The following is a 14,933-nucleotide window of genomic DNA, read 5'->3' as shown; positions in this document are numbered from 1 at the left end:
TTGATTCAACAACAATCGCTTGCTCCGGCGGGGTGCAGTCGCTACAATCCCGACCCGTTTGTCCCCACATCGACGGCCGCCCGGCCGCCAGGAGCCCCATGGCCCGCATCACCGTAGAAGACTGTCTGGAAGTGGTCGACAACCGCTTTGAACTCGTCATGTTGGCCGCCAAGCGGGCGCGCCAGCTCGCCAGTGGCGTGGACCCGCAGATCGACAACAGCGAGTCCAACGACAAACCCACCGTGCTGGCCCTGCGCGAGATCGCCGCGCGCAAGATCAACCCCGACTATATCGACGCGGTCGAGAAGGCCGAGCGCGAGCGCAAGGAGCGCGAGGCGCTGGAATGGGCCGCCGCCGAGGTGGTCGCCGACGATGACCTGTCCAAGGGCGACGACTGACGCTCGCCGCCTCATCGGCTGCATGCAAAAACCCCGCCGAGTGCGGGGTTTTTTGTGCGTGCCCGACTCGGGACTCGGGACTCGGGAAAAGCATGAAGCCCGTCATCCTGAACGCAGCGAAGGATCTGCTGTCCCGCACGTGAACGAGCGGGCTTGCACGCCAGCGTCGTGGCGCCTTTGACTTTCCCGAGTCCCGAGTCCGCGCCCCGGCATTCGGAATTTCAGCCCGAGGCCGAGGTCAGATTCCCCCTTCAGCCAACCGCATTGCGCTGCGCTGCACCAGCCGCGTAGATTCATCGCCATGAGTCCCGCCAAGTCCGCGCTGAACCGGCCCGCCATGCCCGCATCCGACGATGCGCCGCTGCCGGACTATGTGCGCGAGCTCGAGCAGGCCACGCACTACCTGCCCGAGGAGTCGCGCCTGCGGTTGCGGCGCGCCTGGAGCGTCGGCGCGGCCGCGCACGCCGGTCAGACCCGCAAGTCCGGCGAGCCCTACATCACCCATCCGGTTGCGGTGGCGCGGGTGCTGGCCGATCAGGGGCTCGATGTCGAGACGCTGATCGCGGCGATCCTGCACGACACCATCGAGGACACGCCGCTCACGCGCGACTGCCTGGCCGAGGAGTTCGGCGAAACCGTCGCCGAGCTGGTCGACGGCGTCACCAAGCTGGACAAGCTGCATTTCCGCGATCGCCAGGAAGCGGCCGCCGAGAGTTTCCGCAAGATGGTGCTGGCGATGTCGCGCGACCTGCGCGTGATCCTGATCAAGCTCGCCGACCGCCTGCACAACATGCGCACCCTCGGCGCGCAGGGAGCGGCGGCGCGCGAACGCATCGCGCTGGAGACGCTGGAGGTCTTCGCGCCGATCGCGCAAAGGCTCGGCATGAACCTGATCAAGGCCGAGCTGCAGGACCTGGGTTTCCGCGCGCTGCATCCGTGGCGTCACGCGGTCATCGAAAAACGCATCCGGACCCAGCCGGTGGTGCGACGCGAGTCGCTGGTCCAGATCGAGGCCCAGCTCGCGCAGCGGCTGGCCAAGGAGAAACTCACCCACCGCCTGATCAGCCGGGTGAAATCGCCGTGGAGCATCTACAGCAAGATGCGCGCGGAGCACAAGAACTTCACCCAGGTCATGGACGTGTTCGGCTTCCGCATCGTGGTGCGCTCGGTGGCCGACTGCTACCACGCACTCGGCGTGGTGCACGCGGCATACAAGCCGCTGGATGCGCGCTTCCGCGATTTCATCGCCATTCCGAAGGCCAACGGCTACCAGTCGCTGCACACGGTGCTGTTCGGGCCGTACGGATCGCCGGTGGAGGTGCAGATCCGCACCGAAGAGATGGACCTGATCGCCGAGCGCGGCATCGCCGCGCACTGGTCCTACAAGGACGGCGGCGAGGGACCCAACAGCGCGCAGAGCCGCGCCCACAGCTGGATCACCGGGCTGGTGGAGTCGCAACATGCGACCGGGTCGTCGCTGGAGTTCCTCGAAAACGTCAAGGTCGACCTGTTCCCCGACGAGGTCTACCTGTTCACGCCGCAGGGCGACATCCTCTCGCTGCCGCGCAATTCCACCGCGCTGGATTTCGCCTATGCCGTGCACACCGACGTCGGCAACCAGGCGGTCGCCGCGCGCGTCGACAGCAAGCTGGTGCCGCTGCGGACCAAGCTCGCCAGCGGCCAGCGGGTGGAGGTGATTACCGCCAAGTCCTCGACGCCGAAGCCGCAATGGCTGGAGTTCGTGGTCTCCGGCAAGGCACGCACCTCGATTCGCCAGCAGCTCAAGCACCTGGTGCACGAGGACGCGGTGCAGCTCGGCCACCGCATGCTCGATCGCGCGCTGGAGGGCCTGCAGACCTCGCTCGACCGGATTCCAGCCACGCGGCTGGATGGCTACCTGCACGAGCATCACTACCCGCGGCTGGAGGCGTTGCTGGCCGACATCGCGCTGGGCAACCGCATGCCCAGCCAGGTCGCGCTGACGCTGGCCCGGGAAGCGCCGGGCAAGTCGGAGCTGAACGCGCCATATCGCCCGGCCCTGCCCGAGGACCGCATCCTGATCACCGGCGCGGAGCGCGGCGTCATCAGCTTCGCCAACTGCTGCCTGCCGATCCCCGGCGATGACATCATGGGTTACCACACGGCCGGCAAGGGGCTGGTCGTGCACCGCCTGGACTGCCCCAACGTCGCCGAATACCGCAAGTCGCCGGATCGCTGGGTGCCGATCGGCTGGGACCGCCAGGTCTCCGGCGATTTCGACGCCGCGCTGAAGATCGAGGTCGACAACCGCCCCGGCTCGCTGGCGCAGGTCGCCGCGGCGATCGCGGAGGCGGAGTCCAACATCGACCGGGTCGAATACATCGATCGCGATCCCAACATGGCGGTGCTGCGCTTCGCGATCGAGGTCGCCGACCGCCGCCATCTGGCCGACGTGATCCGCCGGGTGCGCCGGCTGCCGGTGGTGATCGGGGTGCAGCGCATCTGAGCTCGGCGTGTTGGGCCTTTTCCTACGCGCGCGCGGGCGCTGCGCCGACCGCGCCGGCGGCGGCTCTGGTTAAACTGCGCGCTCATCGAGCCGTTCGAAACTGGAGCCCCGCATGTCCCGCAAGATCATCCAAACCGACCAGGCTCCGGCCGCGATCGGCCCGTATTCGCAGGCCGTGCGCGTCGGCGACACCGTGTACCTGTCCGGGCAGATTCCGCTGGATCCGGCCACCGGCGACCTGGTCGACGGCGACATCGCCGCGCAGGCGCGCCGCGCGTTCGACAACCTCAAGGCGGTCTGCGAGGCCGCCGGCGGCTCGCTGGGGCACATCGCACGGCTCGGCCTGTACGTGACCGACCTGGGCGATTTCGCTTCGGTCAATGCGGTCATGGCGGAATACTTCCAGACGCCGTACCCGGCGCGTTCGACCATCGAGGTCAGCGGCCTGCCCAAGGGCGCGGCGTTCGAGGTCGATGCGGTGATGGTCGTTTCCTGACCGGCATGGCACGTCCCGCACGTGCCGCGCGTGTCGCCCGTCCCGGCCCCGCGCTCGCGGCGGTCGGCGAGACCCCGCTGACCGCATTGCCGGGCTGCGGGCCCAAGGTCGCCGAAAAGCTTGCCGCGCGCGGCCTGACCTGCCTACAGGACCTGTGGCTGCAACTGCCGCGGCAGTACGAGGACCGCACCCGGATCGCGCCGATCCGCGGGCTGCAGCCCGGGGTCGCGGTGCAGGTCGAGGGGCGCATCGAGGCGGTCGAACGCGGCTTTCGCTACAAGCCGACGCTGCGCGTGGCGATCGGCGACGAGTCGCAGGCGACACTGGTGCTGCGGTTCTTTCATTTCCGCGCCGCGCAGGTCGCGCAGTTCGTCCCCGGTGCGCGGGTGCGCTGCTACGGCACCCCGCGGCCCGGCCAGCACGGGCTGGAGATCGTGCATCCCAGTTATCGCCTGCTCGATGTCGAGGCCGACGCCGTGCTCGGCGACGCACTCGATCCGGTGTATCCGGCGATCGAAGGCATCGGTGCGGCCTCGCTGCGGCGCCTGATCGGGCTGGCGCTGGATCGCCTGCCCGACGATGCCGCGCTCGAACTGCTACCGCGCGAGCTGCGCGAGGGCCTGCACCTGCCGTCGTTGCGCGATGCATTGCTGACCGTGCATCGCCCCGCGCAGGACGCCGACATCGCGGCACTGCTCGCCGGCACCCATCCGGCGCAGCGACGCCTGGCGCTGGAGGAGTTGCTCGCCCATCACCTCAGCCTGCGCCGCCAGCGCATGGCCCAGCAGGCGCATGCCGCGCCGGCACTACGTTCCACGACACTGGCCGAGCGCCTGCGCGCTGCGTTGCCGTTCGCGTTGACCGGCGCGCAGCAGCGCGTGTTCGAGCAAATCCTGCGGGATCTGCGCAAGCCCTCGCCGATGCTGCGGCTGGTGCAGGGCGACGTCGGCAGCGGCAAGACCGTGGTCGCCGCGCTGGCGGCGATGCTGGCGGTCGGCGCCGGCAAGCAGGCCGCGCTGATGGCGCCGACCGAACTGCTCGCCGAGCAGCACCTCGTCAACCTGCGCGGCTGGCTGGAGCCGCTTGGCGTGCGCGTGGCGTGGCTGGCCGGCAAGGTCACCGGCCGCGCCCGCGCGCAGGTGCTGGCCGCGGTCGCTTCCGGCGAGGCGCAGCTGGTGGTCGGTACCCATGCGCTAATGCAGCAAGGCGTCGTTTTCCACGACTTGGCGCTGGCGATCGTCGATGAACAGCATCGTTTCGGCGTTCATCAGCGCCTGGCGCTGCGCGACAAGGGGGCCGGTGGAGGGGATGTCGGCGACGTTCTGGGCAGGGCTGCCGCGATCGTCCCGCACCAACTGGTGATGACCGCAACGCCAATTCCGCGCACGCTGGCGATGGCGGCCTACGCCGATCTGGATGTCTCGGCGATCGACGAATTGCCGCCCGGCCGCACCCCGGTGCAGACCATCGCGCTCAGTGCCGAACGCCGGCCGGAGCTGGTCGAACGCATCCGCACCGCCTGCGCCGAGGGCCGGCAGGCGTACTGGGTCTGCACGATCATCGACGAAAGCGACGAGATCGTCGCTCAGGCCGCGCAGACCACCTTCGACGGACTGACCCTGCAGTTGCCTGGGCTTCGCGTCGGTCTGGTGCACGGGCGCATGAAAGGCGCCGACAAGCAGGCGACGATGCTGGCGTTCAAGCGCGGCGAAATCGACCTGCTGGTTGCGACCACCGTGATCGAGGTCGGCGTCGACGTGCCCAATGCTTCGCTGATGATCATCGAGAACGCCGAGCGGCTCGGCCTGGCGCAACTGCACCAGCTGCGCGGCCGGGTGGGGCGGGGCAGCGCCGCATCCAACTGCGTGCTGCTGTACCAGTCGCCGCTGTCGGCGCTGGCCAGGCAGCGGCTGGAGACGATGCGCCAGACCCAGGATGGTTTCGTGATCGCCGAGAAAGACCTGGAACTGCGCGGCCCGGGCGAGCTGCTCGGCACCCGGCAGACCGGCATCGCCGGCTTCCGCGTTGCCGACCTCGCCCGCGATGCCGACCTGCTGCCGCAGGTGCAGGAGCTCGGCGATCGCTTGCTGCAGCAATCCCCGGACATCGCCGAACGCATCGTGTCCCGCTGGGTCGGCGCGGCACTGCATTACGCCAGCGCCTGAGCTCAGGCCTTGCCGCGAGGGCCGGCTGGTCAGGTTGCCAAGCGGCATCACGGCGTCCTGTGGGCTTCGCGGCGAAGATGTCACGCAGCTAGAATGCAGCCATGCCCGCAATGCCCACCACGCCCACGCCCGCCGCGACAGCCACGCCCCTCGCCAACCAGTTGCTGATCGCCTTGCCGTCGCTGGCCAATACCAATTTCTCGCGCAGCGTCGCGCTGGTCTGCCAGCACGACGGTGACGGCGCGATGGCCATCATCGTCAACCGCGCGTCCGAGTACACCCTGGGCGAGGTGTTCGGGCAGATGGGGGTGGAGGGCGGCGGCGAGGCCCTGCGCACGCAGGTCGTGCTCGCCGGCGGGCCGGTCCATCCCGAGCGCGGCTTCGTGCTGCATGACGGCGGCATGCGCTGGGACTCGACGCTGGAGATCGCCCAGCGGCTGTTTCTGACCACCTCGCGCGACATTCTCGAAGCCATGGCCCGGGGCGAGGGTCCCGAGCACGCGATCGTCGCGCTCGGCTGCGCCGGCTGGGGCGCGGGACAGCTCGAGCACGAGCTGACCGACAACGACTGGCTGACCGCGCCGTCGGACACCGAGTTGCTGTTCGCGCTGCCACTGGAAGCCCGCTGGCACGCGGCGGCCGGTCTGATCGGGGTGGATTTCGCGCACCTGGCCGACTACGCCGGTCACGCATGAGCCAGGCGCCGACACCGGCCACCACGCCCGCTCCGGCGCTGATCAGGCGCGACGGCACGGTGCTCGGCTTCGACGTCGGCGCGCGCCGCATCGGCGTGGCGGTCGGCAGTGCCTTCGGCCACGGCGCGCGCGCGCTGGCGGTGGTCGACGTGCATGGCCACGGGCCGGACTGGAACGCGCTCGATCGTCTGTACAAGGAGTGGCGGCCGGACGGGCTGATCGTCGGCGACCCGATGACGCTGGACGGCGGTGACCAGCCGATCCGCGTGCGGGCCCACGCGTTCGGCCGCGAGCTGCAGGCGCGCTACCGGCTGCCGGTGGCGTTGGTCGATGAGCGCCTGAGTTCGATCGAGGCGGCGCAGCGTTTCGCCGCCGACCGCGCCCAGGGGCGCAAGCGCCGCCGCGATGCCGAGGCGCTGGATGCGATCGCCGCCGCGGTGATCATCGAGCGCTGGCTGGCCGCACCGGGCGATGCCCTCGCACTTTCCGAGCAGCCCCCCGCATGATTTCCCGACACGCCGACCCGCCGCATGCGCTGCAACACCTGCTCACCCTGGAGGGCCTGCCGCGGGCGCAGCTGGAAGCGCTGCTGGAGCGCGCGCAGCATTACGCCGACGTGCGCGAGGACCGCAGCGTTTTGGCCGGCAGCGCGGTCTGCACGCTGTTCTTCGAGCCTTCCACGCGCACCCGCATGAGCTTCCAGCTCGCCGCGCAGCGGCTCGGCGCCGAGGTGCTGAACTTCGATGCCTCGACCTCCTCGACCAGCAAGGGCGAAAGCGCGCGCGACACGCTCAGGACGATCGAGGCAATGGGCGTGCGCGGTTTCATCGTGCGTCACCAGCACGACGGCGCGGTAGCCGCACTCGCCGAAGCGGCCGGTCCCGCCACCGCGTTGATCAACGCCGGCGACGGCCGCAGCGCGCACCCGACCCAGGGCCTGCTCGACATGCTGACGCTGCGCCAGGCCAAGGGCGAGGATTTCTCCTGTCTGAAGGTGTTGATCGTCGGCGACGTCAGGCATTCACGAGTCGCCCGCTCGGACCTGCACGCGTTGCGCACGGTGGGCACCGGCGAGCTCCGGGTGTGCGCACCGCAGGCGCTGTTGCCCGAGGACGCAACGCTGGAGGGCTGCACCGTCAGCCATGACCTGGATGCGGCGCTGGAGGGCGTCGACGCGGTGATGCTGCTGCGCCTGCAACGCGAGCGCATGCAGGAAGGGCTGGTTGGCTCGCTGCACGACTACCACCGCGACTACGGTTTGACCTCGGCCCGGCTGCGTCGTGCCGCCGCCGACGCGGTGGTGCTTCATCCCGGCCCGGTCAATCGAGGGGTCGAGGTGACCGACGAGGTCGCCGATGGCGCGCAGTCGCTGATCCTGCGGCAGGTCGGCAATGGCGTGGCCGCGCGCATGGCGGTGCTGGAGGCATTGCTGGGCTCGCGCTAGCCGTAGGATCGGCACGCTCTTGGTGCCCATCAACGGGTTCCGGACCCGGCGCGCTGGGCACGGAGGGCGTGCCCAGCCTACGGACGCTGCGGGCCGGGCATGCTCGGACCCAGCATGCTCGGGCCCAGCATGATGATGCCCATGCCGATCAGACAGAACATCACGCCGACATAGTCGGTCACGCTGGGGCGCACCGAATCGATCGCCCACAGCCACAACAGCGCCACGCTGATGTACACCCCGCCGTACGCGGCGTACACCCGGCCGGCCGCGTGCGGATGCAGCGTGAGCAACCAGACGAACGCCGCCAGGCTCAATGCAGCCGGCACGAGCAACCAGGCCGAGCGCTCGTGTTTGAGCCAGAGGTAAGGCAGGTAGCAGCCGATGATCTCCGCCAGAGCGGTGAGGACGAACAGACCGAGCGTGCTGGCGAATTTCATCGTCGAACGGTAGCACTCGCTCCCACTGCGCAGTAGCGGCCGCACGGCACGTCGGGAAGCCGGCCCTTGCCACTACGGTGCCGTGCAGATCAGCTCGACGGGCTCACCGCAGCAGCACCAGCGTGGCCAGGCCGAGGAAACTCAGAAAGCCGACCACGTCGGTCACCGTGGTCAGCACCACGCCGCCGGCCAGCGCCGGGTCGATCCTCATGCGGCGCAGGGTCAGTGGCACCATCACCCCGGCCAGCGCGGCGACGAACAGATTGATGACCATCGCGCCGGCAATCACCAGCCCCAGCGGTACATCGCTGAACCACAGCGCGGCGACCACGCCGACCACGATCGCCCAGGCCAGTCCGTTGAGCAGCCCGACCGACACCTCCTTGATCAGCAAGGCGCGCAAATTGCCGAATCCGACCTGGCCCAGTGCCAAGCCCCGGACCATCAGTGTCAGCGTCTGCGTGCCGGCCACGCCCCCCATGCTGGCGACGATCGGCATCAGCACCGCCAGCGCCACGATGCGCTCCAGCGCGCCCTCGAATTGGCCGATCACCCAGGAGGCCAGGAACGCGGTCGCCAGATTGATCCCCAGCCAGAGCGCGCGCCGTCGCGCGGCGCGCCGGACCGGGCTGAACAGATCCTCGTCCTCGTCCAGGCCGGCCGCGCCGAGTGCCTGATGCTCGGCGCGATCGCGGATGATGTCGACCACGTCGTCGATGGTGATGCGGCCGAGCAGGATGTTGTTGGCGTCGACCACCGGCGCGCTGAGCCAGTCGCGATCGGAGAACTGGCGTGCGACCTGGTTGGCCGACTCGTCCACGTCGATGGCCGGTTGTTCGTCGTCGATCAGCCGGTTGATCGGCGTGCCCGGCTCCTTGGTCAACAGCGACGCCAGCGCGATGCGCCCGAGGTACTGGTGGCGGCGGCTGACGACGTAGAGGTGGTCGGTGTGCTCGGGCAACTCGCCGCGCAGGCGCAGGTAGCGCAGCACCACGTCGATGGTGGTGTCGGCGCGCACCGTCACCACGTCGGGGTTCATCAGGCGCCCGGCGGTGTCCTCCGGATACGACAGCACCTGTTCGAGCCGCTCGCGATTGTCGCGGTCCATCGACTTGAGCACTTCGTCGATGACGGTATCGGGCAGGTCCTGGACCAGGTCGGCGAGGTCGTCGATGTCGAGATCCTCGACCGCGGCGATGATCTCGTCCGGATCCATGTCCGCCAGCAGACTCTCGCGCACCTCGTCGCCGACGTGCACCAGCACCTCGCCGTCGTCGTCCGGATCGACCAGCCCCCAGACCACCGCGCGCCGGGTCGGCGGCAGCGATTCGAGCAGGTTGCCGATCTCGGCCGGGGACAGCGTATTGACCAGCCGGCGCACTGGTCCGAGCCGGCCACTGTCGAGTGCGTCCGAGAGCAGGCGCAGCTGGCGCGCGGTCTTGTCGTGGCGGGCGGTTTCGGCCATGCGGTGCTCCGTGGACCGGGAGTGAGCCGCACCGTTACCGTGCCACGGCGACGACAGCGACCGGCATCATGCGTTCATCGCCGCATTATCGCCGCTGCGCCCGGGGCTGCACAGCCCAGAGCGGGTGCGCCACCGGCTATCGCTGCACGCATGGTATTTTGCGCGGCCCTCCCAACGAGCGATCGCGATGAAACCTGCCACCTGCCGAGTGTCCGTCATCGCCCTGCTGTCGCTGGTGCTGGTTGCCTGCGGCAGCGAGCCGGAGATGCCGCCGCACCTGCCGTTCGCCACCCCCGGTGCCAGCCTCACGGTCGAGCCGGTCGGTACCGCCTGCACCGCCGCGGGCCTCTATCGCGCGAGCGTCGCCTGGCAGGTCGAAGACGCACTGGTCGAGCAGCTCGAGGTGCAGGTCGGGACCACCGAGCGCACCGTGTTCGCGCGCAGCGACGAGCGCAGCGGAAGCGCGGAGACCGGTGACTGGGTCAGGGCCGAGACGGTGTTCCACCTGCTCAACCGCAATGGCGACCGGCTGCTGGCATCGACCCAGGCCGGCCCGGGCGACTGCCAGCCGGCGGCGCCCGATGAAGGCGATCACGGAAGCTGATGCATCGGACCGGCGGTTGCAGGACACCGTGGCTGTAGGAAATCGCGGTTGTTGCAGCCCCTTGTAGGAGCGGCTTCAGCCGCGAGCTCCTGCTGTTGTTGAGCAATGACGCGGAAAATTGCTCATTCGAGGTTCCCTACGTCGCTCTGCAACCAGGGCAGAGGTTCCCGCGGTCGGACCGGAGAACTCGCGGCTGAAGCCGCTCCTACACGGGTCCGGGACTACGGCCTAGGACGACAGCAGCGGCTTGCCGCTGAGGTGCTCCTACACCTCCGGGCCGCACTGGTTGTGCAGCCAGCGCTCGATTTCCTCGCGGCTGCGCGCGCGCATCAACGCCGGCGCGCGCGAGCGCAGTCTGGCCAGGTCGCAAGCGCGGATCGTACGACGGACCTCCAGCAGCGTCGCCGGATGCAGGCTGAACTCGCCCAGCCCCAGCGCCAGCAGCATGGGGGTCAGACGCGGGTCGCCGGCGATCTCCCCGCAGACCGCGATCGGCTTGCCGCGTGCCCGCGCCAGCCGGATCACGTCGCGCAATAATCGAATCAAGGCCGGGTGCAGCGGGGTATAGAGCTCGCCTAGCGCTTCGTTGTTGCGGTCGGCGGCGAGCAGGTATTGGATCAGGTCGTTGGTGCCGATCGACAGGAAATCCACGCTGCCGATGAAGGTCGGTAAGGCGATCGCGGCCGCCGGGATCTCAATCATCGCGCCAAGCGGCACGTGGTCGGCGATTTCGAAGCCCTCGCTGCGCAGATCGCTTGCGACCTGGTTGAGCCGGCCGCGCACCTGGAGTACCTCCTCGCGGCAGCAGATCATCGGCAGCAGGATGCGCAGCGGGCCGTAGCCGGAGGCGCGCAGCAGCGCCCGCAGCTGGGTGTCGAGCAGCCCGGGCCGGGACAGCGACAGGCGCACCCCGCGCAGCCCGAGCGCGGGATTGGGCTCGTCGCGCAGCGCCAGCCCGGTGCGGTCGGCCTTGTCGGCGCCCAGGTCGAGCGTGCGGATGGTGACGGCGCGGCCGGTCATGCCGAGCACCACATCGCGATAGGCGTGGAACTGCTCGTCCTCGGTCGGCAGCGCGCCGCGCTGTTGCTCGCTTCCGTTCAGGAACAGGAACTCGCTGCGGTACAGGCCGACCCCGGCCGCGCCGAGTGCATGGGCCTCGGCCACGTCGCGGCGCGACTCGGCATTGGCGAACAGCTTGATATCGACGCCATCGGTGGTGCGCGAGGGTTCGCGCCGCAGGCGATTGAGCTGCTTGCGCTCGCGTGCGTGCTCGCGGACCCGCGCCCGGTGCGTGCGCAGGTCCGCGGCGTCGGGTTCCAGCACCACCCGGCCATCGCTGCCATCGACCGCCAGCACGTCGCCGTCGTTGACCTTCTGCAGCACGTTGGTGGCGCCGACCACGAACGGCATGTGCAGGCTGCGCGCCAGGATCGCGCTGTGCGAGAGCGCGCTGCCGGAGGCGGTCACGATCGCCATGACGCCCTGGGCCTGCAACTGCGCCAGCTCGGCCGGGGCGACGGTATCGGTGACCAGGATCTCGCCGGCCACGCCCTGGGTGTCGGCCTCGCGCCGGTGCAGCGCGGCGTGGACCCGGCCGATCACCTGGTCGATGTCTTCCACGCGGCTGCGGAAGTAGGCATCGTCCATCGACTCGAACACCGCCGCGATCCGGTCGCGTTGCAGGCGCAGGGCGTAGTCGGCGCTGTAGCGGCCGGTGCGGATCAGCTCGTCGAGGCCGTGCAGCAGCTCGGGATCGTCGAGCAACAGCGCATGCAGGTCGAGGAACTCGCCCAGCTCCTGCGCCAGCGCGCCATGCAGGCGTTGGCGCAGCGCGTGCATCTCGCCGCGGACGCCCTGGATCGCGGCGTGCAGGCGTTCGAGCTCCGGTTCGATCGCGGCTTCGGCAATGCGCTCCTCGACCACCTCCAGCACGTGCGGCAGGCGCACCCGCGCACGGCCGAGCGCGCTGCCGCGCGATGCGCCGTGGCCGGAAAACTCGTGCCGCATGCCCCGCTGCGCCTCAGGCGTCTTCGTCGAAACGACGATCGAACAGCTCGGCGACCTGGTCGACCACGGCCGCCTCGTCATCGCCTTCCACGCGCAGTTTCACCTGCGTGCCCTGGCCGGCGGCGAGCAGCATCACGCCCATGATGCTCTTGGCGTTGACCTCTCGGCCCTTGGCAGTGAGCGTGGCGTTGCCGGGATAGGCCGACAGCAATTGCACCAGCTTGGCGGTGGCACGCGCGTGCAGGCCCAGGCGGTTGGAGACGGTCAGTTCGCGTTCGATCATCGCTGTGTCCTTGAGATTCCGCCTTTCATGCTTCGCCGCCCCATGCCTGTCTCATCGTTTCGTTTCATCCTTGGTCCAGCACCACGCCGTTGCGCGCGCCGGCGGCCGCCACCGCGGGCAACGCGTCGAGCTCGAGCTCGGCGTAGTTCATCACCCGCAACAGCATTGGCAGGCTCACCGCCGACACCCGCCGCACCGGGGTACCCAGCCGCGCCAGCCTGGCCGCCAGATTGCTGGGCGTGGCCCCGTACAGGTCGGTCAGCACCAGCACGCCGTCGCCGCCATCCACCCGCCGCAAGGCCGCGCTGGCCTGCGGCAGCAGAGCGTCGGGATCGCCATCGAACGGCACCTCCAGCGACTCGGTCCGCAACGGCAGCGGATTCAGCAAGCGGCCGGCGACCGCGACCAGCGCCGTGCCGATGCCTTCGTGGGTGATGAGTAGGACGCCGACGGACATGCGGGGAACTTAGCAGACGAACGTTAAAGGCCGGAAGTCGGGGAATACGCGGGATGCAGGGGCATGGGGCCCGAGTCCCGCACCCGGCATCCGAAACTGGAAACCGAAAACCCGACGTCAGTCCAGCTCGCGATGGTGCACTGCAACTTCATCCCAGCCCTGTTCGCGCGCATGTTGCGCCAGGCGCTCGGCCAGGTAGACCGAGCGATGGCGGCCGCCGGTACAGCCGAACGCGACCGTGACGTAGCTGCGGCTGCTGTCGGATTTCAGGCGCGGCAGCCAGGTGTCGAGGAACTGGCTGATCTGATCGACGTATTCGCCGACATCGGGTTGGGCATGCAGGAACTCGCCGACGGCGTGGTCGCGCCCCGACAGCGGCCGCAGGGTGGCATTCCAGTGCGGGTTGGGCAGGCAGCGCGCGTCGAACACGAAGTCGGCATCGGCCGGTACGCCATGGCGGTAGGCGAAGGACTCGAACAGCAGCGACACCGTGCCCTCGTCGCTCAGCCCGAACTCGGTGGTCACGTGCCGGCGCAACTGGTGGACGTTCAGATCGCTGGTGTCGAGTACGAAATCGGCGATCTGCCGCAGCGGTTTGAGTACCTGCCGTTCCAGCGAGATCGAATCGGCCAGGGTCAGGCCGAGCTGGCTCAGGGGGTGGCGCCGGCGGGTGTCGGCATAGCGCTTGAGCAGCGCTTCGTCGCGGCTTTCGAAGAACACCAGCCGCGGGTCGAGCCCCAACGCGCCGACCGCCGACAGCCACTCGGGAATGTTGGCCAGGTCGCTGTGCCGGTTGCGCACGTCGATGCCCACCGCCAGTTTGGACGGCGCATTCTCGGCGCCGGTGACGCTCTGCACGAACTGGGTCAGCAACTCGGCCGGCAGATTGTCCACGCAGTAGTAGCCCAGGTCCTCGAAGGTGTTCAGCGCCACGCTCTTGCCCGAACCCGACATGCCGCTGACGATGACCAGGGTGGGCACCGATGCGCCCGGCACGGCATCCGATGGCGCTGCCGGCGTGCTCACGAGTCGCCCCTTTCGAGAAAGTTGCTGTGGCGTGCGATGAACGCCGCGGCCGGATCGAGCCCTTTCATGCGCAGGCTGTGCACGCGGGTGGCGGCCTCGGCCAGCACCGCGAGGTTGCGCCCGGGCATCACCGGCAGGGTGATGGTCGGCACTTCCAGGTCGAGCACCCGCCGCGCGCCGCGGTCGCCGGTCAGGCGCTCCATGCCGCCGGGTGCGGACTCTTCGGTGGGCTTGGTCAGGTGGATGATCAGGCGCAGGTACTTGTTGCCCTTCACCGCGGTGTCGCCGAACATTTCTCGAATGTTGAGCACGCCCAGCCCGCGTACTTCCAGCAGGTCCTGCAGCAGTTCCGGGCAGGTCCCGTCGAGCACGTCGGGCGCGATCTGGGTGAACTCGGGCGCGTCGTCGGCGACCAGGCGATGCCCGCGGGTGATCAGCTCCAGCGCAAGCTCGCTCTTGCCCGAGCCGGCATCGCCGGTCACCAGCACGCCGATCGAGTAGATCTCCATGAACACCCCGTGCAGCGTGACGCGCGGTGCCAGCGTGCGGGCCAGGTGGTATTGCAGGTGGTTGAGCAGTTCATGGCCGCGCCGCGGTGAGCTCCACAGCGGCGTCTGCGACTCCTCCGCGGCCAGGCGCAGATCCTCGGGGCAGAATTGCTGCTTGCTGATGATCAGCGCAAGTGGGCGGTACTGGATGATCTTCTCGATGGTCTCCCAACGCAGGCGCGAATCGAGCGAGTCCAGCCACGCCAGTTCCTCGGTGCCGAGGATCTGCACCTTGTTGGGGTAGATCGTGTTGACGTAGCCGGCCAGCGATGGCCGCCGCGCGACGGTCTCGACCGCCTCCAGCACCCGGCGCTCGCCGTCCTGGCCGGCCAGCCAGCGCAAATCGAGGCGCTCGCGTTGCTGTTCGAACAGTTCACCGGCGCTGATGCTGGCGTTCATCGCGGACACACCCTGGCGGCG

General features: G+C 69.2%; 15 protein-coding genes. 8 read left to right on the top strand and 7 right to left on the bottom strand.

The genetic code is table 11. From position 1 onward, the window contains the following. The first annotated feature begins 98 nt into the window (after positions 1 to 98). The 7 genes from rpoZ to ACJQWM_RS12315 all read left to right on the top strand — a co-directional run bounded on the left by rpoZ (position 99) and on the right by ACJQWM_RS12315 (position 7,683). A complete protein-coding gene (gene rpoZ / locus ACJQWM_RS12345) occupies positions 99 to 398 on the top strand; it encodes a DNA-directed RNA polymerase subunit omega (protein WP_332703826.1) in 300 nt (99 codons plus the stop codon). Positions 399 to 699: 301 nt separating this feature from the next. Further along, entirely contained in the window at positions 700 to 2,883 is a 2,184-nt protein-coding gene (locus ACJQWM_RS12340; protein ID WP_332703828.1) for a RelA/SpoT family protein, read from the top strand. 112 nt (positions 2,884 to 2,995) lie between these two features. Further along, entirely contained in the window at positions 2,996 to 3,379 is a 384-nt protein-coding gene (locus ACJQWM_RS12335; RefSeq protein WP_332703830.1) for a RidA family protein, read from the top strand. Between the two features lie 5 nt (positions 3,380 to 3,384). Continuing rightward, positions 3,385 to 5,544, top strand: a complete 2,160-nt coding sequence (gene recG / locus ACJQWM_RS12330) for an ATP-dependent DNA helicase RecG (RefSeq protein WP_332703832.1) — start codon at positions 3,385 to 3,387, stop codon at positions 5,542 to 5,544. A gap of 101 nt (positions 5,545 to 5,645) precedes the next feature. Further along, positions 5,646 to 6,239 carry a YqgE/AlgH family protein gene (locus ACJQWM_RS12325; protein WP_411306864.1) on the top strand — a complete coding sequence of 198 codons (594 nt, stop codon included), beginning with the start codon at positions 5,646 to 5,648 and terminating at the stop codon, positions 6,237 to 6,239. After that, complete coding sequence (gene ruvX, locus ACJQWM_RS12320; RefSeq protein WP_332703834.1) at positions 6,236 to 6,745, top strand: Holliday junction resolvase RuvX; 510 nt, start codon at positions 6,236 to 6,238, stop codon at positions 6,743 to 6,745. Before ACJQWM_RS12325 ends, ruvX begins: the two co-directional genes overlap by 4 nt. Beyond that, positions 6,742 to 7,683: an aspartate carbamoyltransferase catalytic subunit gene (locus tag ACJQWM_RS12315; protein ID WP_332703836.1), complete on the top strand. Its 942-nt coding sequence runs from the start codon at positions 6,742 to 6,744 to the stop codon at positions 7,681 to 7,683. The genes ruvX and ACJQWM_RS12315 overlap by 4 nt, the downstream gene beginning before the upstream one ends. A gap of 77 nt (positions 7,684 to 7,760) precedes the next feature. Here the strand turns inward: ACJQWM_RS12315 and ACJQWM_RS12310 are convergent, their stop codons facing one another. Together ACJQWM_RS12310 and mgtE are read right to left on the bottom strand one after the other, a co-directional pair. Next, complete coding sequence (locus tag ACJQWM_RS12310) at positions 7,761 to 8,123, bottom strand: YnfA family protein (protein ID WP_332703838.1); 363 nt, start codon at positions 8,121 to 8,123, stop codon at positions 7,761 to 7,763. A 103-nt stretch (positions 8,124 to 8,226) separates the two neighbouring features. Next, on the bottom strand, positions 8,227 to 9,588 hold the full coding sequence (gene mgtE, locus ACJQWM_RS12305) for a magnesium transporter (protein WP_332703840.1): 1,362 nt from the start codon (positions 9,586 to 9,588) through the stop codon (positions 8,227 to 8,229). A gap of 187 nt (positions 9,589 to 9,775) precedes the next feature. Here mgtE and ACJQWM_RS12300 point away from each other — a divergent pair, with 187 nt between their 5' ends. Continuing rightward, a complete protein-coding gene (locus tag ACJQWM_RS12300) occupies positions 9,776 to 10,192 on the top strand; it encodes a hypothetical protein (protein WP_332703842.1) in 417 nt (138 codons plus the stop codon). A 264-nt stretch (positions 10,193 to 10,456) separates the two neighbouring features. On the opposite strand, the gene ptsP is transcribed toward ACJQWM_RS12300, so the two are convergent. From ptsP to hprK, 5 genes are all read right to left on the bottom strand, one after another. After that, the gene (ptsP, locus tag ACJQWM_RS12295; RefSeq protein ID WP_332703844.1) at positions 10,457 to 12,199 is read right to left on the bottom strand and encodes a phosphoenolpyruvate--protein phosphotransferase; all 1,743 of its coding nucleotides are present in this window, start codon (positions 12,197 to 12,199) and stop codon (positions 10,457 to 10,459) included. 13 nt (positions 12,200 to 12,212) lie between these two features. Next, positions 12,213 to 12,482, bottom strand: coding sequence for an HPr family phosphocarrier protein (locus tag ACJQWM_RS12290; protein ID WP_330970718.1), 270 nt, complete (start codon positions 12,480 to 12,482; stop codon positions 12,213 to 12,215). 64 nt (positions 12,483 to 12,546) lie between these two features. Continuing rightward, positions 12,547 to 12,939 (bottom strand): PTS sugar transporter subunit IIA, encoded by a 393-nt coding sequence (locus tag ACJQWM_RS12285; protein ID WP_332703847.1) that lies wholly within the window; start codon positions 12,937 to 12,939, stop codon positions 12,547 to 12,549. A 117-nt stretch (positions 12,940 to 13,056) separates the two neighbouring features. Then, the gene (gene rapZ, locus ACJQWM_RS12280; RefSeq protein WP_411306867.1) at positions 13,057 to 13,920 is read right to left on the bottom strand and encodes an RNase adapter RapZ; all 864 of its coding nucleotides are present in this window, start codon (positions 13,918 to 13,920) and stop codon (positions 13,057 to 13,059) included. A gap of 41 nt (positions 13,921 to 13,961) precedes the next feature. Beyond that, positions 13,962 to 14,912 carry an HPr(Ser) kinase/phosphatase gene (hprK, locus tag ACJQWM_RS12275; RefSeq protein WP_332703851.1) on the bottom strand — a complete coding sequence of 317 codons (951 nt, stop codon included), beginning with the start codon at positions 14,910 to 14,912 and terminating at the stop codon, positions 13,962 to 13,964. Between the last annotated feature and the right edge of the window lie 21 nt (positions 14,913 to 14,933).

The organism is Novilysobacter longmucuonensis, assembly GCF_046600735.1.
Lineage (GTDB): Bacteria > Pseudomonadota > Gammaproteobacteria > Xanthomonadales > Xanthomonadaceae > Novilysobacter_A > Novilysobacter_A longmucuonensis.
This window is presented reverse-complemented; position numbering and strand designations above follow the sequence as displayed.

Coding starts and splice junctions, on each gene's coding strand:
- rpoZ (WP_332703826.1), top strand. CDS start 99: ATGGCCCGCATCACCGTAGAAGACTGTCTGGAAGTGGTCGACAACCGC.
- ACJQWM_RS12340 (WP_332703828.1), top strand. CDS start 700: ATGAGTCCCGCCAAGTCCGCGCTGAACCGGCCCGCCATGCCCGCATCC.
- ACJQWM_RS12335 (WP_332703830.1), top strand. CDS start 2,996: ATGTCCCGCAAGATCATCCAAACCGACCAGGCTCCGGCCGCGATCGGC.
- recG (WP_332703832.1), top strand. CDS start 3,385: ATGGCACGTCCCGCACGTGCCGCGCGTGTCGCCCGTCCCGGCCCCGCG.
- ACJQWM_RS12325 (WP_411306864.1), top strand. CDS start 5,646: ATGCCCGCAATGCCCACCACGCCCACGCCCGCCGCGACAGCCACGCCC.
- ruvX (WP_332703834.1), top strand. CDS start 6,236: ATGAGCCAGGCGCCGACACCGGCCACCACGCCCGCTCCGGCGCTGATC.
- ACJQWM_RS12315 (WP_332703836.1), top strand. CDS start 6,742: ATGATTTCCCGACACGCCGACCCGCCGCATGCGCTGCAACACCTGCTC.
- ACJQWM_RS12310 (WP_332703838.1), bottom strand. CDS start 8,123: ATGAAATTCGCCAGCACGCTCGGTCTGTTCGTCCTCACCGCTCTGGCG.
- mgtE (WP_332703840.1), bottom strand. CDS start 9,588: ATGGCCGAAACCGCCCGCCACGACAAGACCGCGCGCCAGCTGCGCCTG.
- ACJQWM_RS12300 (WP_332703842.1), top strand. CDS start 9,776: ATGAAACCTGCCACCTGCCGAGTGTCCGTCATCGCCCTGCTGTCGCTG.
- ptsP (WP_332703844.1), bottom strand. CDS start 12,199: ATGCGGCACGAGTTTTCCGGCCACGGCGCATCGCGCGGCAGCGCGCTC.
- ACJQWM_RS12290 (WP_330970718.1), bottom strand. CDS start 12,482: ATGATCGAACGCGAACTGACCGTCTCCAACCGCCTGGGCCTGCACGCG.
- ACJQWM_RS12285 (WP_332703847.1), bottom strand. CDS start 12,939: ATGTCCGTCGGCGTCCTACTCATCACCCACGAAGGCATCGGCACGGCG.
- hprK (WP_332703851.1), bottom strand. CDS start 14,912: ATGAACGCCAGCATCAGCGCCGGTGAACTGTTCGAACAGCAACGCGAG.